We start from the raw sequence: 17,173 nt of genomic DNA, 5'->3' as shown, positions 1-17,173 counted from the left end.
ATTGGTAAAATTATTTAGTTAATAATAATGCATCAAATTTTAATTACACTTATAATTATAACATATTGCATGTTTATGAGGTGTCTCAATGAAGAAGAAAAATAATTCAAATCAATTTGGTTTTACTCTTGCCGAGGTAATGGTCGCGGCAGGACTTATCGGCGTACTATCGCTCGCGGTTGTAAATATGATGAGTAATATTAATAGAACTTCTAAACGAGCATCTCAAGTTTTTAACGTACAACAAGAAACTCAGCGAATAACAAGTATTCTATCGAATGGTGATGCTTGTAAAAATACCCTCCAAGGGATAGATATCGGTAACGCTCCTGGGTATACCGTTACGGCTAATGTTCCTATTATCAAGGATGCTGATGATAATGATGTTTATACTATTGGTAAAGAACTTGGGTCAGGTGCTGATACTGTTAATGTTAATAGAATGCAGGTTAGGCGTCTTTTCTATCCTAAGACTGGAGCATATGGAACAATCGAAAATTATACTGTAGGTGGTGTTCCATTCACAAAAATGGAAGCACAGTTAATGGTTACTTTTCGTAAAGGTTCAGTTGGTACCACGGATGATATGATTAAAAAGAGTTCTGTTGGTGGTGTTGATATTACTAAACGAATTGGAATGATGGTTGTTATTAATGCGGCTGGACAGATTCAATCTTGTTACAGTACTGCTGATGAGTTCTTAGATAGTGCTTGTCGAAACTTAGGTGGTACAATCGATGGAACAGATGGAGAATGTAAGGACGTACAACTTAGAACTCTTAAGACCGCAACTGCAACTGCCGATACAAATGCTGCAACTATAGGTGACGCATTCTCTGCAAATATTACTAATGATGAAGGAAGAAATGCTCCTTTAAGGATTAAATTAGATTTAGCAAGTCAGTATATGTCATTAGATAGTGATGCTATTCAAACGAGAGGAAATCCTCTTTATTTAAACCAATTTGGACAAAATTTAGAACTAGGTAACTCTGGGGCAACAACTAACTTAAGAACGGGTACAAATAATATCACTGGGACGAATAATATTTCTGGAACGACTAATATCTCTGGGACAACAAACCATACCGGTGTTACAAATTTTAATAATGTTACTAATCACAATGGAGTTGCAAACTTCAATCAATTAGCAGATTTTAATAATACGGTTTATTTTGATCACGTGAATACCTTCTTTAGACAGGGAATGACCCTGAGTGCGAGTAGGACTTTTACTGTTCAAACAGGAGCGAATATAAGAATGGATGGAAGCTCTTATATCAATTTCCAAGGAACTTCATATATGAACTTTGCTTCAGATAGAAGATATAAGCATGATATCGTGGAGCTTGAAAGTGTATTAGAAAAGTTCGATGAAATTAGAGGTGTCGAATTTGTTTGGAATGCTAATAATAGACGAGATATTGGTTATATCGCTCAAGAGATTGAAAAGGTTTTCCCAGAGGTTGTCTCAACAGATGAGAAGGGAATGAAGAGCGTACAATATACAAAGATGCCAGCTGTAAACACTGCTGCAATTAAGGAACTTAAACGTGAGAATGATGAGCTTAAGTTTAGAGTAAATCTACTTATGAATGCTCTTTGCAACGGTGAAGATGCACATAAGTATGAAGAGGTTTGCTCAATTCCTGTAGCGCCTTTAGAATAATGAAATGAAAAATACAACTCTCGCCATCATTGGCGTCGGATATGTGGGAATCAACTTGGCCGTTAGGTTCCCACAATTCTTTAAAACTATTGCCTTTGACATTGATTTTGAAAAGATTAATTCCTTGAAGAAGGGAATCGACTTATCTGAACAATTCTCAACTGAGGAGATCTCTAACAGCGGATGTTTATTCACCTCGAATATCGAGATTATAGCGGATGCAAATTACTATCTTATAACCGTCCCTACGCCGTTAGACATTTATCATAAGCCAGATCAAAGTCGTGTTCTTGAAGCCGTTGAAGGCCTTAGAGACTACCTGTCTCCAGGGGACACTATTGTTGTTGAATCTACTGTCATGCCTGGAACAACAAAATCTATTAGAGAACTTATTGGTAGAGATGACATATATTTCGCCTTTTCGCCTGAGCGTGTAAGCCCTAATGACAATTTTATTAAATTTGAAGATATTGTGAAGGTTGTTTCTTGTGACTCAAAAGATAAACTAAGAGATTTAGAATTTATTTATAATAAAATATTTAGAAGAGTTGAATTGAGTCAAGACATTGAGGCAAGTGAGTTTTCTAAACTTCTAGAAAACACATCTCGAGATATCAGTATTGCTATGATGAATGAGTTTTATCAGGGCGCATTGAAGAAGGGGATTGATTTTAAAGAAGCCCTTAGGCTCGCTAGGAGTAAGTGGAATTTTCCTAATGTTGATAAAGGTCTAGTCGGTGGACATTGTATTAGTATCGATCCACATTACTTGTCGGCCTTCTTAGAATCTAAGGAAGATTCAATAATTCTGAAAGCTCGTCGAGTGAATGATTTGATGGTTAGTTCTTTGAAGGAGAGAATTTTAGAGATCAGTAAAAGTGGTGATAAGATTTTACTTCTTGGGAAAACTTACAAAAGAAATTGTAATGACACTCGAAATTCTAGAGCTCTCCTTTTGTACGAAGAGCTAAAGAATCATACTGATCGAATTGTTGAATCTTTTGATCCATACACAGATAAGGCCAAGAAGTTAACAGACTACAGAGAATACGACTTGATTGTTAGTTTAGTTGCACATGATGAGTTTGCGCAGCTACGAAAAGAAGAGTGGACTGAAATTCTTAAACCAAAGGCCGTGATTTTAGACTTTGCTCAAGTCACTCCCAAGGGTCTCGAAAATCAATTCAAGGTTTATTATTAGATCAAGTTACAATCACAGTGGTAGCGGAAGAGCGTTTCAAAGCTATCTTCACTGATTCTGTGCTTATTTCTCATAAAGAGCTTAAAGGCGTCACCACGGTTTAGAGTTTGACCGTGTTTCGAGTTACAAGCTAATTTGAATGAGATATGCGGGTAGCGATCAAGGAAGTCGTCTACCTGATGGTGATTATCATTTGTTACGATAATGACGTAAGTGACTTGCTCTTCATCTAAGTCTGGAAATTCAATATCGTGATCTAAGTATTCCACACAGTGATAGAGAACTTCATCGATATGCTTAAGGTATTTTTCACCATACCTTTTGATAAAGAGTCCATTGGTGAAAACATCAATTGTACAATTTAATTTTACGAGATGATCAAAGACTTTTTCCATTGTCTTAGGATCAATTAGGCCAGGCTCACCACCACTTAAGCTTACTTGTGCCCCTTCTGTCACAGAATAGACTTTATCAAGAAGCATTTCTTTGCTGATAGGATTCTTCTTATTGCGCTCATGCGTATCGATGATGCAGTAAGTGCAGTCCCAGTTGCAGTTGAATGTAGTAATGATTGTGAATTCATCACGTTTTGCCGTCATTTGTTAATTGTAACATGGTCCAAAATTGTAAAAAAGCTTTATTTTTCCTAACGATTTTAGACACTTAAGTGAGTCTTGTAAGGGACAATTTTACTGCTAAAATAGTTATATCAAGGATGATCAAATGACGAATAAAACAAAAGATGTGAAGCTTGAAGTAAGGCTTTCAAACTTAAAAGATATAGATGGTATTCATGAGTTAGTTGCTCGCTCCTATACTGGTTTTCCCGATGATTACACAAAGGGAATGATTCGTGGGCAGATTACAAATTATCCTGAAGGTAATTTTGTCGCTACATTAAACGGAGAAATTGTCGGCTACTCTGCAAGTATTCTTCTGTCTGAAAAGAAAGTTTTTAAAAAACATACATGGGCCAGTATCACTGGACGAGGTTATGGTTCCACTCATGATGAAGATGGTGACTATCTCTATGGATATGAAACTTGTGTTGACCCATCTATTCGTGGTCATCGTATTGGCCAGCGTTTATATAATGCTAGGAAAAGGCTTGTTAAATACGAGCGCTTAAAAGGTATTGTCTTTGTTGGGCGTATTCCGAGTTTACGTCGTCGAATCAAGCAAGTTGAAAGTGTTGAAGACTATATTGAAAAAGTAAAAGAAAAGAAAATTAGAGATACCACTCTTGGCTTTCAGCTGCGTAATGGATTTGAAGTCTTAGGTGTACTTGAAAAATACTTACCTGGTGATAAAGAGTCTATGGGTTATGGAGTCCATTTAATTTGGAATAACCCTGAATACCAAGCACAAGAGAGCAAGAAGGATCGCCCTGTTCAACAGAACTCTGTCCGTGTTGTTAGTGTCCAATATCAACAACGAGGTATCTCTAGCTTCAAAGAGTTTGAAGATCTCGTGGAGTACTATGTTGATGTAACAGCAGACTATCGTGCTGATTTCGTCCTCTTTCCTGAATTATTTACGATGCAGCTATTATCAATTAAAAACGAAGAAGTTGAGGCCAATGTTGCAATTGAACATATGACCGCTTACACCGAAGATGTAAAAGCACTCTTTCAGCGTCTGGCGGTAAAGTATAACGTCAATATTATTGCTGGCTCACATCCAACGAAAGTAGGGGATCGCGTCCACAATATTAGCTATATTTGTCTGCGTGATGGACAAATTCACGAACAAGCAAAAATTCACCCAACTCCAGACGAACAGTATTGGTGGAATATTGAAGGCGGAGATGAGGTTAAAGTTATCGATACTGACTGTGGCCCGATTGGTGTTTTAATCTGTTACGATAGTGAGTTTCCAGAGCTCACAAGACACCTTGCTAATCAAGGGATCAACATTCTCTTTGTTCCATTCTTAACTGATAACCGACAAGCATACTGTCGAGTGAAGTTTTGTTGCCAGGCCCGTGCCATTGAAAATCAAATCTATGTCGCCATGGCCGGAAATGTTGGAAATCTACCACGTGTCAATAATGTCGATATTCAATATGCCCAAAGTTGTATCCTAACCCCTTGTGACTTTCCTTTTGCAAAAGATGGAATAGCGGCGGACACAACACCAAATGTTGAAATGGTTGCAATTGCTGATTTAAGAATTGATACGCTTTTAGAAGCAAGACAAAATGGGGCCGTGAAAAATTTAAAAGATCGCAGACATGACCTTTACTCAGTTGTATGGCATGGGAAGTAGGTGGCCTTAAGTGGCCACCAATATCTTAATTACTCTTAGCTGGGATTTTACTCATTCCATATTCAGTAATTGCAGTAATTGATAATGAAGGATTTACTCCCGGATTTGCTGAGATCATTGAACCATCAAAGACATACATATTTTCGTAATTAAAAACTTTATTGTCTTTGTTGATGACACCCTCTTTCTCACTTTCTCCCATACAGGCACCACCTAGAATATGTGCAGTGGAAGGAATTCCTGTTAGGGTTTCTGTAAACATAACCATTGGCTTACCATCAATGATTTTACAATATTCTTTTGCCATTTGATGGGCCGTCTTAATAAAGGCCGTCGGTGCAGCACCTTTTGAAAGAACTGACCTCATGCCAAAGATGCCCTTCTTAAACTTTAGAGTGCTATCAAGATGTTGCATAAAGAGATGAATATTTGTCTGCTTTGCAAAGTCTTTTACCGTTAAAACTTTAAACCACTTAATTGGATCTCTTAATGGCTCTATCGCCAGTTTAATCATTCTTAAAAAGAAATTAGGTTCTGAGATCATTGGAACCATAAGTACACGCCAGAAACCCGATCCCTTACCGTAACGAGTTGGCTCAAGATGTGAGTGCTCATCAATATCAATAATCGAACCGATGGCAACTCCCTTAGTCATATCAATATCTTTCTTATAAGTTGTATTTAAAATAAGCGCTTCATTATTCGTTCTGATGGTATCACCAAGAGCTGGTGATAAATTAGGAAGCGTTGTCTTCTTAAGATCAAGAAGTAAGTTAATCGTACCCAAAACTCCGGCACTAAAAATAATACCATTGGCCTTTAATATTCTTGTTTTTCCAAAGTACCTTGTCGATTCTTTTAATGTGACTTCGTAACCAGTTTTTCCGTTAGAACCATCTAATGGAGAAACATTTATTACTTTATTTTCGGCCAGAATATCAACACCAAGTTGTCGTGCAAGATAAAGGTAATTCTTATCGAGAGTATTCTTTGCATTGTAGCGGCAACCTGTCATACACGCTCCACATGAAATGCAACCAGATCGAGTCGGTCCCTTTCCATCAAAATACGGATCAGCTACCTCTATACCTTCTTTACCTTCCTCTCCAAAGTAGACAGAGACTTTTGTTGAATCAAAGTAATCTTCTCGTCCAATATTTTTTGCAAGTTCAAGCATTGTGTGATCTGCATCGCCGTGATGTCTTGTCTTTTGCGCTCCAAGCATTTTCCAGGCAAGATCGTAATAAGGAGATAATTCTTCTTCCCAATTATTTAAGTTTTTCCATGGGCCATGATTAAAAAATTGTGACTTAGGTTTTGGAAGCGTATTTGCGTAGACAAGTGACCCTCCGCCGACACCAACGCCACTTAAAACAGAGATATGCTTAAAGAAAGTCAGCTGCTGGATTCCAAAAAACTTCAATTGAGGTAGCCACATCCACCTTGGAAGATTCCAATTCGTTTTTGGAAACTTCGTTGTATCAGAGAAGTCTTTCCCTTTTTCAACGACTAAAACGCTGTAGCCTTTTTCTGCAAGTCTAAGTGCTGAAACCGAACCGCCGAAACCTGATCCAATAATAATATAATCGTAACTTTCCTTGATTTTTGTATTTGGCATATATCCCTCAAATCTTTTGAATACTCACAATTATACATAAGGATTTCAATATGTTGAGTTATTGAATATTAATTATTGATTAGAGTTATCTTGAAAATTCTTGTTTTATTAATAGCTTAGTAAATGTCGTGTGGGCCTAGTAAGGTGGTATAATAGAGAAGATTTTGGAGGAATTATGAAAGCAACAATCACATTCTTAGTACTGGCCATGACGACGTCTTCTGTCTTTGCCAAGGGAAGACCACTTCTTAGATGCCCTAAGCAAGGTAATAAAGTTATTATCTGTCACGTGCCTCCAGGAAATCCAGATAAGGCCAAGGAAATTACAATCAATAAGAATTCTGTCCAAGATCACTTAGATCACGGAGACTACGCTGGCTACTGTGAAAACACACAGTATGCTGATAAGAAAGAAATGTGTGGAATTTGTGATGTGGATATTGATCCTACATGTAGCTAGTCATCGTAGGTATTAAACTCATCAACTGCATCATATAATTCATTTAAAAAGTTATCTTCAGAATAATAGGTGTCATAATAACCATATGCTACGGCGACACCTTTCTTTGTACTCTCGTCAATATGTCCGATAAGATAAGGAACTTTCTCTCCGTCTTCATCAACCTCTAAAACAGCGGCTCCTCCTGAGGCTCCGCCGTAAGCAGAACAATCATCGAAGTAGATGTGATTTTCTGTTTTATCTGATCCCTTTCCTCCAAATACACAATCTGCATCATAAGTAAGCTTTTTACCTTGCGCACCAAGTCCTGTGTCTGCACTGTAGCCAGCAATTGTTAACTTAGTATCATCTTCGTTTATCATGCTACCGTCACCAATTACTAGTGGAGGGATATCTTTGTAAGAAATAAGCTCATCTAGAATAAGGATTGCTCTATCTTCGTAGAGATCACCTTTCTTATGAATTTTTGCTACTCGCTGAATTGTTCTTCCATCGTTTGTTATGAATGTTATTTTAATTGGCCGTCCACTTTCAATATACTCATCAATACAGTGAAAGGCCGTCGAGACTACTCTTGAATTTTCGTCGAGATCATTTCCAATGATATTTGCCGAGCAGTGATTATTAAGTTTTCCAACGGCTGCTAGCCACTTTGGTGAGCTTGCTGTTCTTTCCTTGCGGTCATCTCCTTCATGAGGAGTATCGTGGATATATCTGACAATATCTTCAACTTGGCCTGCTAGCTTAAGGACCTTTTCTAAGTCTGGTGAGATACTATTATTGTAGTCACATTCTTCAGCGTAAGTCATAAATGTTAAGGAAAGGATTACTAGAATCCTTAGTAAGCTTTTCATATTTTCCCAAATATCCTCAAAGACAACAAAGCCTTAACTTCTTAAGCACTTATCGTAATTTGTTAAAAAGAATTTAGTTATGGGGTACGCGCCACCTTTTCGTGAATTAAGCAAGTTACAGAGCTAATTCTTTTCTGGTTTGAAAATAATAGACTTCGTATTAGTTACTCCTAATTTAGCATGTATTAATTTATTAGCTTTATTTATATTGTGTTTGAATTTCAATTCTTTTTCATATGTATAAGTATCTTAGGGCGTTTAAATACCGAAAATCTCGAAAAGGTGGCGCGTACCGTATAGATATTATAGAGAAAATGATTTTTGCACCAATGATGAGAATAAATGATAGTAGAGGTTATGAATTCTAATTTAAATGAAAAATTATATTATGGAGATTGCGAGCTTTTAAAAAGATTGGCCGTATTTATCATGGCCATAACTATTTATTATGTAAGTTGGTACTATGGGAAAGATATCTTAATGAATCTTTTCTATGGTTATATTAAAAATGGAGTTTTAAAACCAAAGCTTTTTTTTAGTCACTTACTTATTTATGGATCAATATTTAGCGCGATTTGCTCATATATTATGATTTTTATTGCTTACAAATTAGGCGTAATAAGACTCCCAAAGTATTTAGTTAATATAAAGATCGCCCTCTTATATGGTATCGTAAGTGCTCTTGCTTTATCTGTGCTTTTTATTATTTATTGGTTAATTCGCGGATATGATTTTCAATTTCTAATTAACTCTCAAAGTATTCTTGGGAATATTTTCTCTAATTATTATGAAGAAATAAGTTATAGGGCCCTACTTGTTGGTGTTACTCTAGCACTATTCCGCAATAAATGGATTGCGATAGTTATTCCATCATTGATTATGGTTAGTACACATACTCAATATCCATTTGAGTTTAAATGTCTTGTGTTCTTAGGGTCTTGTTTTTTTAGTTATGTTTATATCAGAACATCTAATTTAGTTTCATCTTGGTCATCACATCAAGTATCAGATATGGTCTTAGATACGATTCTAAAAGTTTAAGAAAAAGGTACGCGCCACCTTATAAATTATTGGAGATTTGATGAAAATTATCGACTCAGTAAAAGATGTTAATTTTAGAACTTTTCCAGGTGGAGATATGTTCAGTGTACTTGTTGGAAGGCATGACTCAACAGGTGCAAGTGAGCACCATACTGTTGCAATTGTAAAACTTCCTGCAGGTACAAAGTCAGACGAGCATTATCATAAAGAAAGAGAAGAGTCATACTTTGTAATTAGCGGTACAGGAAGGGCAATTATTAATGGAGTCGAGAATCATATTAAGGCCGGAAGTTTGGTCTATACGAAACCGAATGAAAAGCATGCCTTTATAAATGATGGTAATGACGAATTTATTTATTTGATAATTACAGCACCCTATTGGGTACCTGAAGATTCACACCATTAACTAAAGACAGACTAATTCGTGGAGAGAGTTATAAAATTATTCAAAAAATTGATAAAGGTTTTTATTATCGCAATCATAGCTATTGTCATCGTAAGCTATATGTTTTTCTTAGGAACGACAGTCTATGTTGTTAAGGGCATTAAAGTCGCAGACCCCCAAGTAATTGAAGTTAATAATAAGAAATCTAATAAGCATGATAATAAAGAATTACATAATTCTGATGAAGAGAATGTGATCCCTAATGCTGCTATTGAAGAATCAAACGATAAAAATAATGAGAAGGATAATAAAGAGGTCTCGCGAGTAGAGAAAATGCGAGAGATGACAAATGCCGCTACTAGCGCACGAATTATTGTCGATGATCTTTTAAAAGCTAACTCGATAAAGTCTTTCTGTTCTAATATTTGCTCTCAAAGTAATTATAAGAAAATTTCACCAACATTATTTGCACAATACCTTAATACTAATCCAAGCAGTGTCTTAAATGATTCCATTGGAATTGAGAAGGCCCTAGGATTAGCTCTCTTTTCAAATATGTTACCTCCTGGTCTTATGGATATTGTTATCGAAGTTGCTCATGACCATGAGAGAGGCATACTCGATAATATTTCTGCTTCACTTAAGATTCAAAAAGAGATGCTCTCTCTAAAGTCTTTCTTTAAGAGAACGACAAGTGATGAGTTTAAGGAACTACGACGATCTGCTGCTCGAAGTTTAGACTCTTATAATGTTGTTCGAAAAGAGTGTTCAGAGACAACTATTTCTGAAAATAACGCTATTGATAGATGCGAGGAGTTATTTTCTTCTTTTGAGACCTCTTATAAGAAAATATCTGAAATTAAGTAAGGAAATACTGTTTAAAATAAGAGATGATAAATGTATGAAAAATTTAATTATAACTTTAATAAGCTTGAGTGCTTTTGCAAATAATCCAATTTTGACTCCAGCTACAAAAGAAAGTTCTGGTTGTAATGTTAAGCATTCTCTCGGACTTGAAGATAAAAAAGACTTTTTGAAATTTCACAGCAATTTAGTTGGCCATATCAAAGAAGATAAAAAAACAGAACTCGCCAGTATGATTAACTATCCTCTGAGGCTTTCTGAGAAAAAAGTTGTGAAAAGCAAAAGTGAATTTATACAAAATTACGATTCTATTATTAATAAAAAAATTAAAAGAATAATTCTAAAACAAGATCAAGATTCCTTTTTCTGTAAGTCAACGGGGCTTATGTATGGAAGAGGGGAAATTTGGGTGAATAATTTCAATAAAAAATCAGAGTTGAGAATAATTAGTATTTTTTCAAAATAACTTTTCCTCGGTGTTGTTGATCTAAATGGTTTAAACACTATTATACTTTCTACTATTAATTTTGATAGTTGGTTAACACTTTAGGTGTAGAGTCATTGTACATAATCTAAACTAAGGAGTTATCATGCCAAAATACATCATTGAAAGGGAGCTTCCTGGTGCTGGTAAATTATCGCAACAGGATCTACAAGGTCTCTCTCAGAAATCTTGTGATGTTTTAGAGGAAATGGGACCAAGTATTCAGTGGGTACAAAGCTATGTAACAAATGATAAGATCTATTGTGAGTACATTGCTCCTAATGAAGATCTTATTAAGGAACACGCACATAAGGGTGATTTTCCTATTACTAGTATTGCTAAGGTTGGAACTATTATTGATCCCACCACAGCTGAGTCTTAAATTTATTTTAAAAAATAAAGGCCTTCTCTGTAGAAGGCTTTTTTTATGGTGGGGAATGGATGTCTCTTTGTGATTAGTATCGCGTACCTTAACTTAATTTTAGTTCAATATACCTGAGATCCACCTTTTAAAGTCTTCAATTTTTCTACCCTTTTTCTTAGTGGTGAGGTAGTAATAATAATCGGTTTCAAGATGTTTCTTTGTATTGAAATACTTTAAAATGTTATTTTCTAAGTCATTTTGACAAATTGTTTCACTACAAAATAAGACACCCTGGCCATTAATCGCTGCCTTGAGTGCATGTTCCTCGCTGCGAAACTTCTTAACTTTATTAAAGCCTTTTAGTGATGGTGTCTGTTGTACTTCTAAACTTTTATTTTCCCACTCCACTTGCAAGATGCATTTACTTTTTAAAGCTTTTTCATATGCGTGATTTGAAATAAAAAATCTTAATTTTTCTTTTTTTAAAATAATGACGTCTTTGTCTAGAATTGGACCAAAGCGAATAAAGAGATCAATATCACCTCTCATATTTGAGCTTTCTAATTTATTTGATGAGTAAATTTCGATCTCATATTGAGGATTCTCTATTTCGAAACTGTCGAGATAGGGGATTAAGCAGTGACTTGCGAATGCCATTGTTGTTGAAATTGAAATGACATTTTTTCTCTTATTTATTTCTCCTAGAGATTGATCGATTGCTTGGAGAGATTTTTCTGCTCCTTTAAAAAGAATTTCTCCTTCTTTTGTAAGTTCTATCATTCTTGTTTTTCTAATAAATAGTTTTATTCCAAGGTCATTTTCTAGGTTTTTGATTTGGTGAGATACCGCCGTTGGTGTTAGTGCTAGCTCGTTAGCTGCATCCTTGAAACTTAAGTTTTTAGCAACGTGGTAGAAAACTTTTATACTGTTTAAATTATTAATCATTTTACACCTTATGGATGAATTAGATTCTTTCATAGCTTATAAGCTTTCATTTGTAAAAATAGTCTTACTCTTCATAATACAAATAAAGGAGTGTTTATGAAAACAGTATTACATGTAGACTCTAGCCCGAGACGGTTAGATAATGAAAATTCAGGTTGGAACTCTATCTCAAGAAGACTCGCAAGAAATATTGTCGACAGTATTAAAGAACGAGTTGATGATGAGTTTATATTCATTTATAGGAACTTGGCAGATTGCCCACCGAGTTTTATTACTAATGATTGGATAGCAGCGGTGTTTACACCAAATGATAAACGCTCTCAATCTCAAATTGACTTACTTGCTGAATCTGATTTGTATATTAAAGAAGTTCGAGATGCCGATATTATTGTTCTGTCTTCACCAATGTACAATTATGGGCTACCGGCTATACTAAAAGCATGGTTTGATCAGATTATTAGAATTAACGAGACTTTCACTTTTGACCTCTCTAGAGGAGACTTTCCTTTAGAACCTATTCTTTCTGGAAAGAAGCTAATTCTTTGTACTTCTAGTGGAGAATTTGGATTTGAGCCAGGCGGAATGAGAGAAATGATGAACCATCTGGGGCCTCACGTGAAAACAATGAGTAAGTATTTAGGTGTTGATTACTTCTTTGAAATCAAGTCTGAGTATCAAGAATTTGGCGATAAACGCCATAAAAAATCTCTTGAGTCTGCCTTAGAGTATGCTACTCAATTAGGTAAGACTATATAAATATGGGGTACGCGATACCCTGTGGTTATTACAGGCGTTTACAGTCTTTTGACGGCTTGTTTTGTGAATTTTAGCTGTATTATAAGTTTATGCTAAAATATTAATAAGGCTTTATTAAGTACACTTAATATGTTTTTTGAAATTCAACGGAAATTTACAATAATACGAAACGACAGCCTTGTAAGTTATTCTAATTATTATAGGGTATCGCGTACCTCCACTCGATTTTAAAAATATTTTGGAACTTTAAATTTATCAGATGAAATAGAGCTACGGATCATACAAGTAGATGAGCTATAAAGTTGTAAGTTTTTTTTCACTTTGACAAAGCCTAGATTTTCGTAAAACTCAGGTTTTATGTCTGAATATAAATATATCGCCTTTGCCTTATTTATTTGTTCTAGGTGAGTACAAATTTTACTAACTAAGTCAGAGGCATATCCATTACCTCGTAAACTCACTGGAGTTGCTATAGAGCCGATTCCAAAATTGAAACTTTCAAATTGGTATACAATAAGTGAGCAAAGTAGTTCGGATTGATTGTTTTCTAGTAACCACCAAGTCCCTTTTTTATATTTAGGTGAATTAGCACAAGATTCAAGATAGGACTCTTTATTCATATTATCTGACCATGCATCAAATCCCATCATATAAACTTCATTCATTTCAGATATAGTAGCTTCTCTTAATTTCATACAGGAAGCTTATCAGAGTTTTTCATAACTTAGTGGGAAATGTTCGTCCAAAAAATCTGTGGTGGGACATTGATGTCACTTTATGAACTATGTGTCCATAATCCCTAAGTTATTAAATAAATTCAAATTTCAAATAAGTTGGAATATAGATTTATAGCGTCCATAAAAAAGAAGGGCGATTCCTCGCCCTTCCCGAGTTAGAACTTGCTCAGTATAATCAATAGATTAAGTAAGCAGATTACTAACTCTATTAGCAATAAAAAATCCTCCATGATTTCTCCCTATGGATGCTCGTCATTGAGCAGGAGAAAGGACTTTTTATTGAAACTTTATTCATGTTATAATTCTTCTACCCCTTCCCGAGTAAGGGCTCTATTAGCAGTAGAAATCAGCCTCTGTTTAACAGGGGCTTTTTTGTATGCAAATGGAAGATATTCTTAGTCGTATCTATGTGCCTGAATTGATTAGTCTAAATAGAGTAGAGAAAGAAATTATGAATATTACGATTGAAAAAATTGATCCAAATAATGAACTACAGGCAGAAGCTTATTGCTCATGGCTTGCAGATGAATTAGTCGTAAATAATTGGTTCCTTCAAAATGATGATGAAGACTTCACCGTTTCCTTTTCTGTAGATGAGTTTAAGAAAGCATTTTCTAAAGAGGATAAAATCGCTTTTATAATTAAAGATGATTATGACTATTTTGGATACGGATCATTTTTCATAAATCATCCTGTTGGAATGCATAAAGAGGGACGTGTTTGTTGGCCAAGTTTAGCCATTGGGAAATCATCTCATCGTGGAAAGGGGTTATCGAAGCATATATTTTCTGAAATCAGAAAACTAGCAATTCGTGAAGGGTGCACTCATGTTGAGGCTGGTATCTTTGATTTCAACGAGGCCATAAGAGCAAACCTTATAAAAATGGGGTTTAAACTTATTGGAAGAAGAGAGAATCTTACTTTTGTCGATGGAAAGTGGTGGGGATCTGAGCATTATTTAATAGAGTTGAAATAGCTTTAGATTCACTTTTTTGATGCATAGATGGATGTGATTGAAGAAGAGCTAGCGAAGTGCGGCTTTCCGGCATACAAGACTTGCTGTCGCGAACTCACTTAGACCAAAATCTTTTTTTACTTAGTATATACGATATAAAAATATGCCTTTGGGCATATTTTTTCGCTCCAGTGTAACCCCCCTTCGGGGGGTCCCTGTGTTCAAGAATATATCATGCTATGCGAGGGGCACTCTCTCGCTCACTTCGTGTTCGCTCGTCAGCGATGCTCGGCTTCAAATGCCATCGTGGCATTTGCCGCCTCAACAACTTGTTCCATGATCAAAACTTGAAAATCTTGAATATCGCACAAATAAAAAAACCACCGCAAGGGTGGTTTTTATATTTGGTGGGACATACAAGACTTGAACTTGTGACCACCCGGTTATGAGCCGGGGGCTCTAACCAACTGAGCTAATGTCCCATAAGTTGGTAATTTGAAATATAAATTTAGCTAAGATTTGGTAATCTGGCTACAAAATTTTGCTATGTGGCAGTGGTGCGATGTGTAATTGGCGAGAGTAGTCAAATACGCAAAACAATGAAATGATACTCTCATGACAAACTTTAGTAAGTATAGCTCTAATGGAAATGACTTCATTCTCATCGATAATCGCGATGGGGCCCAAGAAGTCAGCAATACACAAAAGTGGCAACAACTATGTCAGCGCTGCTTTGGTATCGGTGCCGATGGAGTGGTTTTTCTGGAAAGTAGTGACAAGTATGACTTTCATATGCGCTACCTAAATGCTGATGGCAATGAAGAGAGTATGTGTGGAAACGCAACTCGTGCTATCACTGACTTCTATCGCCGTACGACGCAAACAAAGAATACTGACTTTAAATTTACCACGGGAAGTGGGCTCTACTCTTCAGGTATAGAAGGTGATGTCATCTGGGTTCACATGGCCGTCATTAAAGACGCTGATCTATATGACCTCTCGAACAAATATGAAGACGCTCAAGATTCGTACTATATTAATACTGGTGTTGAACACAGTGTATTTATGGTCTATGACGCTCAGGAAGTAGATGTCGATGCCGTTGGAAGACGTGTTCGCTTTGATGAGGACTTTCCTCGTGGCTCGAACGCTAACTTCATTAATCAAGTTGATGAAGGAGAGTGGCGTATACGAACATATGAGCGCGGGGTCGAGGCTGAGACCTTCGCTTGCGGGACTGGAAATGTCGCCGCAGCCTGTATGCTGTGGGATAAGGAATATGAACATAGAGACGAAATAGAATTTCTAACAAATGGTGGTATACTATTCGTCAAAAGAGTCGATGGCTTCATCTACCTTGGTGGCCAGACAAAACTTGTCTATACTGGTGAATTTAATGATTAAAAAGTTTTTAGTACTTCTCCTTCTATGTCTAAACACATATGCCACAATTTTTGTGGAAGTTGTGATGACTCACGAAAAGGACTTTGAGGGTCAAACCATTCTTATGAGTGAACTTCACTTCATTGAAAATATTCAGCCAGAAAAGATGAGTCGATTCGTAATGAAGAGTAAAATTGATCTTCTCTTAAGTGGTCAATTTGTTGATAGCGAAGAGATTTATGGCCCGGGTGCCATGGTAAAAATTGAGGGGAGAGTCCTATCAAAAACTCTCTCAAAAAGCTTTGAGCTAAATCTAAAATTGGGGACTGAAGGAGATGTTGTTTTCAGTGAGCCTGAGCTTGGACAGAAAACAAAAATTAAAATCAAACCAGTAGTTCATTAATGTCTGAAGAAAATTTTGAAAGATTAGATAAAAAACTCGTTGAGCTTGGCCTTGTTGCGACTCGCAGTCGTGCCCAACAGGTAATAGGTGATGGTAAAGTTAGTGTTGCTGGAAAAGTAATTACCAAAACATCATATAAAGTTACAAGTAGTGATGACATTCAACTAAATGAGAGTAGTGAAGAAGTTGGCCGTGGCTTTCATAAAATTGCCGGCGCACTCGAAGCATTTGATGTTGTCATTGAAAATAGACTCGTTGCAGATGTTGGCGCCAGTACAGGTGGTTTTACTCAATTTTGCCTAAACCACAAAGCCTCTAAAGTCTTTGCCATTGATGTTGGTCATGGGCAACTTGCACCAAGCCTAGTCAGTGATAGAAGAGTGGTAAACCTTGAAGGAACAAATGTTAGAGAGCTTCATAAATTAGACGAGGCCGTAGATCTCTGTGTTGTAGACCTTTCATTTATTTCCCTGAACTTAATTTGGAAAAATTTAGTTGATATCAGTAAAGACGATGCTGAAATGATCGTTCTTTTTAAACCTCAGTTTGAAGTTGGAAGAGATGGTATTGGTAAGAAGGGAATTGTAAAAGATAATAGTTATGTCCTAAGGGCAGTTGAAGAAATGAAGATTCAATGTGAGGCCATGGGACTTGGGATTCTTGGATTTAAACCTTGTGTAATAAAAGGACGCAAGAGTGGAAACCAAGAGTACTTTTTATATTTAAAGAAGAACGCTAAATCTCTTCTTTCGCTAGAAGAATTGAATAAAGAAGTTGGAGAATAAA

Annotated in this window: 19 protein-coding genes and 1 tRNA gene; 14 read left to right on the top strand and 6 right to left on the bottom strand. The window is 36.1% G+C overall.

Annotation, left to right across the window (positions count from 1 at the left end; translation table 11 throughout):
• The first annotated feature begins 88 nt into the window (after positions 1 to 88).
• Together ABMA78_RS05395 and ABMA78_RS05390 are read left to right on the top strand one after the other, a co-directional pair.
• Positions 89 to 1,669 (top strand): tail fiber domain-containing protein, encoded by a 1,581-nt coding sequence (locus ABMA78_RS05395; protein ID WP_392857785.1) that lies wholly within the window; start codon positions 89 to 91, stop codon positions 1,667 to 1,669.
• Positions 1,670 to 1,673: 4 nt separating this feature from the next.
• A complete protein-coding gene (locus tag ABMA78_RS05390; RefSeq protein ID WP_392857784.1) occupies positions 1,674 to 2,870 on the top strand; it encodes a nucleotide sugar dehydrogenase in 1,197 nt (398 codons plus the stop codon).
• Here the strand turns inward: ABMA78_RS05390 and ABMA78_RS05385 are convergent.
• A complete protein-coding gene (locus ABMA78_RS05385) occupies positions 2,867 to 3,469 on the bottom strand; it encodes a radical SAM protein (protein WP_392857783.1) in 603 nt (200 codons plus the stop codon). The genes ABMA78_RS05390 and ABMA78_RS05385 overlap by 4 nt on opposite strands.
• Positions 3,470 to 3,593: 124 nt before the next feature.
• Here ABMA78_RS05385 and ABMA78_RS05380 point away from each other — a divergent pair, with 124 nt between their 5' ends.
• Positions 3,594 to 5,138, top strand: coding sequence for a GNAT family N-acetyltransferase (locus ABMA78_RS05380; protein ID WP_392857782.1), 1,545 nt, complete (start codon positions 3,594 to 3,596; stop codon positions 5,136 to 5,138).
• A gap of 25 nt (positions 5,139 to 5,163) precedes the next feature.
• On the opposite strand, the gene ABMA78_RS05375 is transcribed toward ABMA78_RS05380, so the two are convergent.
• Positions 5,164 to 6,756: a GMC oxidoreductase gene (locus ABMA78_RS05375; RefSeq protein WP_392857779.1), complete on the bottom strand. Its 1,593-nt coding sequence runs from the start codon at positions 6,754 to 6,756 to the stop codon at positions 5,164 to 5,166.
• Between the two features lie 175 nt (positions 6,757 to 6,931).
• Here ABMA78_RS05375 and ABMA78_RS05370 point away from each other — a divergent pair, with 175 nt between their 5' ends.
• Positions 6,932 to 7,216 carry a hypothetical protein gene (locus ABMA78_RS05370; protein WP_392857778.1) on the top strand — a complete coding sequence of 95 codons (285 nt, stop codon included), beginning with the start codon at positions 6,932 to 6,934 and terminating at the stop codon, positions 7,214 to 7,216.
• On the opposite strand, the gene ABMA78_RS05365 is transcribed toward ABMA78_RS05370, so the two are convergent.
• Positions 7,213 to 8,070 (bottom strand): trypsin-like peptidase domain-containing protein, encoded by an 858-nt coding sequence (locus ABMA78_RS05365; RefSeq protein ID WP_392857776.1) that lies wholly within the window; start codon positions 8,068 to 8,070, stop codon positions 7,213 to 7,215. The two genes, ABMA78_RS05370 and ABMA78_RS05365, sit on opposite strands and share 4 nt — an antisense overlap.
• 342 nt (positions 8,071 to 8,412) lie before the next feature.
• On the opposite strand from ABMA78_RS05365, the gene ABMA78_RS05360 reads away from it, so the two are divergent.
• From ABMA78_RS05360 to ABMA78_RS05340, 5 genes are all read left to right on the top strand, one after another.
• Positions 8,413 to 9,111 carry a type II CAAX prenyl endopeptidase Rce1 family protein gene (locus tag ABMA78_RS05360; RefSeq protein ID WP_392857774.1) on the top strand — a complete coding sequence of 233 codons (699 nt, stop codon included), beginning with the start codon at positions 8,413 to 8,415 and terminating at the stop codon, positions 9,109 to 9,111.
• Positions 9,112 to 9,151: 40 nt separating this feature from the next.
• Complete coding sequence (locus ABMA78_RS05355) at positions 9,152 to 9,517, top strand: cupin domain-containing protein (RefSeq protein WP_392857772.1); 366 nt, start codon at positions 9,152 to 9,154, stop codon at positions 9,515 to 9,517.
• A gap of 48 nt (positions 9,518 to 9,565) precedes the next feature.
• Positions 9,566 to 10,363 carry a hypothetical protein gene (locus ABMA78_RS05350; RefSeq protein ID WP_392857769.1) on the top strand — a complete coding sequence of 266 codons (798 nt, stop codon included), beginning with the start codon at positions 9,566 to 9,568 and terminating at the stop codon, positions 10,361 to 10,363.
• Between the two features lie 34 nt (positions 10,364 to 10,397).
• Entirely contained in the window at positions 10,398 to 10,826 is a 429-nt protein-coding gene (locus tag ABMA78_RS05345; RefSeq protein ID WP_392857767.1) for a hypothetical protein, read from the top strand.
• Between the two features lie 124 nt (positions 10,827 to 10,950).
• The gene (locus tag ABMA78_RS05340; protein ID WP_392857765.1) at positions 10,951 to 11,226 is read left to right on the top strand and encodes a DUF4242 domain-containing protein; all 276 of its coding nucleotides are present in this window, start codon (positions 10,951 to 10,953) and stop codon (positions 11,224 to 11,226) included.
• A gap of 99 nt (positions 11,227 to 11,325) precedes the next feature.
• Here the strand turns inward: ABMA78_RS05340 and ABMA78_RS05335 are convergent, their stop codons facing one another.
• Positions 11,326 to 12,153 (bottom strand): LysR family transcriptional regulator, encoded by an 828-nt coding sequence (locus tag ABMA78_RS05335; RefSeq protein ID WP_392857762.1) that lies wholly within the window; start codon positions 12,151 to 12,153, stop codon positions 11,326 to 11,328.
• A gap of 96 nt (positions 12,154 to 12,249) precedes the next feature.
• Between ABMA78_RS05335 and ABMA78_RS05330 the strand changes: the two genes are divergently transcribed.
• Positions 12,250 to 12,909 carry an FMN-dependent NADH-azoreductase gene (locus ABMA78_RS05330; protein WP_392857761.1) on the top strand — a complete coding sequence of 220 codons (660 nt, stop codon included), beginning with the start codon at positions 12,250 to 12,252 and terminating at the stop codon, positions 12,907 to 12,909.
• Positions 12,910 to 13,136: 227 nt separating this feature from the next.
• On the opposite strand, the gene ABMA78_RS05325 is transcribed toward ABMA78_RS05330, so the two are convergent.
• Positions 13,137 to 13,604 carry a GNAT family N-acetyltransferase gene (locus tag ABMA78_RS05325; protein ID WP_392857759.1) on the bottom strand — a complete coding sequence of 156 codons (468 nt, stop codon included), beginning with the start codon at positions 13,602 to 13,604 and terminating at the stop codon, positions 13,137 to 13,139.
• Between the two features lie 418 nt (positions 13,605 to 14,022).
• Here ABMA78_RS05325 and ABMA78_RS05320 point away from each other — a divergent pair, with 418 nt between their 5' ends.
• A complete protein-coding gene (locus ABMA78_RS05320) occupies positions 14,023 to 14,622 on the top strand; it encodes a GNAT family N-acetyltransferase (protein ID WP_392857757.1) in 600 nt (199 codons plus the stop codon).
• A gap of 384 nt (positions 14,623 to 15,006) precedes the next feature.
• On the opposite strand, the gene ABMA78_RS05315 is transcribed toward ABMA78_RS05320, so the two are convergent.
• Positions 15,007 to 15,083 (bottom strand) — tRNA-Ile (locus tag ABMA78_RS05315).
• 133 nt (positions 15,084 to 15,216) lie between these two features.
• On the opposite strand from ABMA78_RS05315, the gene dapF reads away from it, so the two are divergent.
• From dapF to ABMA78_RS05300, 3 genes are read left to right on the top strand one after another with little or no spacing between them, the layout of a single operon-like run.
• The gene (gene dapF / locus ABMA78_RS05310) at positions 15,217 to 16,005 is read left to right on the top strand and encodes a diaminopimelate epimerase (RefSeq protein WP_392857755.1); all 789 of its coding nucleotides are present in this window, start codon (positions 15,217 to 15,219) and stop codon (positions 16,003 to 16,005) included.
• Positions 15,998 to 16,387 (top strand): hypothetical protein, encoded by a 390-nt coding sequence (locus ABMA78_RS05305; RefSeq protein ID WP_392857753.1) that lies wholly within the window; start codon positions 15,998 to 16,000, stop codon positions 16,385 to 16,387. The genes dapF and ABMA78_RS05305 overlap by 8 nt, the downstream gene beginning before the upstream one ends.
• Positions 16,387 to 17,172 (top strand): TlyA family RNA methyltransferase, encoded by a 786-nt coding sequence (locus ABMA78_RS05300; RefSeq protein ID WP_392857751.1) that lies wholly within the window; start codon positions 16,387 to 16,389, stop codon positions 17,170 to 17,172. The genes ABMA78_RS05305 and ABMA78_RS05300 overlap by 1 nt, the downstream gene beginning before the upstream one ends.
• The last annotated feature ends 1 nt before the right edge of the window (position 17,173 follow it).

Origin of the sequence: Halobacteriovorax sp. RZ-2, from assembly GCF_043196685.1 — a bacterium.
In the GTDB taxonomy this organism is placed as follows: domain Bacteria; phylum Bdellovibrionota; class Bacteriovoracia; order Bacteriovoracales; family Bacteriovoracaceae; genus Halobacteriovorax_A.
Note: the sequence above shows the minus strand (reverse complement) of the source record. Positions and strands in the feature narration are given on the sequence as shown.

Coding starts and splice junctions, on each gene's coding strand:
- ABMA78_RS05395 (WP_392857785.1), top strand. CDS start 89: ATGAAGAAGAAAAATAATTCAAATCAATTTGGTTTTACTCTTGCCGAG.
- ABMA78_RS05390 (WP_392857784.1), top strand. CDS start 1,674: ATGAAAAATACAACTCTCGCCATCATTGGCGTCGGATATGTGGGAATC.
- ABMA78_RS05385 (WP_392857783.1), bottom strand. CDS start 3,469: ATGACGGCAAAACGTGATGAATTCACAATCATTACTACATTCAACTGC.
- ABMA78_RS05380 (WP_392857782.1), top strand. CDS start 3,594: ATGACGAATAAAACAAAAGATGTGAAGCTTGAAGTAAGGCTTTCAAAC.
- ABMA78_RS05375 (WP_392857779.1), bottom strand. CDS start 6,756: ATGCCAAATACAAAAATCAAGGAAAGTTACGATTATATTATTATTGGA.
- ABMA78_RS05370 (WP_392857778.1), top strand. CDS start 6,932: ATGAAAGCAACAATCACATTCTTAGTACTGGCCATGACGACGTCTTCT.
- ABMA78_RS05365 (WP_392857776.1), bottom strand. CDS start 8,070: ATGAAAAGCTTACTAAGGATTCTAGTAATCCTTTCCTTAACATTTATG.
- ABMA78_RS05360 (WP_392857774.1), top strand. CDS start 8,413: ATGATAGTAGAGGTTATGAATTCTAATTTAAATGAAAAATTATATTAT.
- ABMA78_RS05355 (WP_392857772.1), top strand. CDS start 9,152: ATGAAAATTATCGACTCAGTAAAAGATGTTAATTTTAGAACTTTTCCA.
- ABMA78_RS05345 (WP_392857767.1), top strand. CDS start 10,398: ATGAAAAATTTAATTATAACTTTAATAAGCTTGAGTGCTTTTGCAAAT.
- ABMA78_RS05340 (WP_392857765.1), top strand. CDS start 10,951: ATGCCAAAATACATCATTGAAAGGGAGCTTCCTGGTGCTGGTAAATTA.
- ABMA78_RS05335 (WP_392857762.1), bottom strand. CDS start 12,153: ATGATTAATAATTTAAACAGTATAAAAGTTTTCTACCACGTTGCTAAA.
- ABMA78_RS05330 (WP_392857761.1), top strand. CDS start 12,250: ATGAAAACAGTATTACATGTAGACTCTAGCCCGAGACGGTTAGATAAT.
- ABMA78_RS05325 (WP_392857759.1), bottom strand. CDS start 13,604: ATGAAATTAAGAGAAGCTACTATATCTGAAATGAATGAAGTTTATATG.
- ABMA78_RS05320 (WP_392857757.1), top strand. CDS start 14,023: ATGCAAATGGAAGATATTCTTAGTCGTATCTATGTGCCTGAATTGATT.
- dapF (WP_392857755.1), top strand. CDS start 15,217: ATGACAAACTTTAGTAAGTATAGCTCTAATGGAAATGACTTCATTCTC.
- ABMA78_RS05305 (WP_392857753.1), top strand. CDS start 15,998: ATGATTAAAAAGTTTTTAGTACTTCTCCTTCTATGTCTAAACACATAT.
- ABMA78_RS05300 (WP_392857751.1), top strand. CDS start 16,387: ATGTCTGAAGAAAATTTTGAAAGATTAGATAAAAAACTCGTTGAGCTT.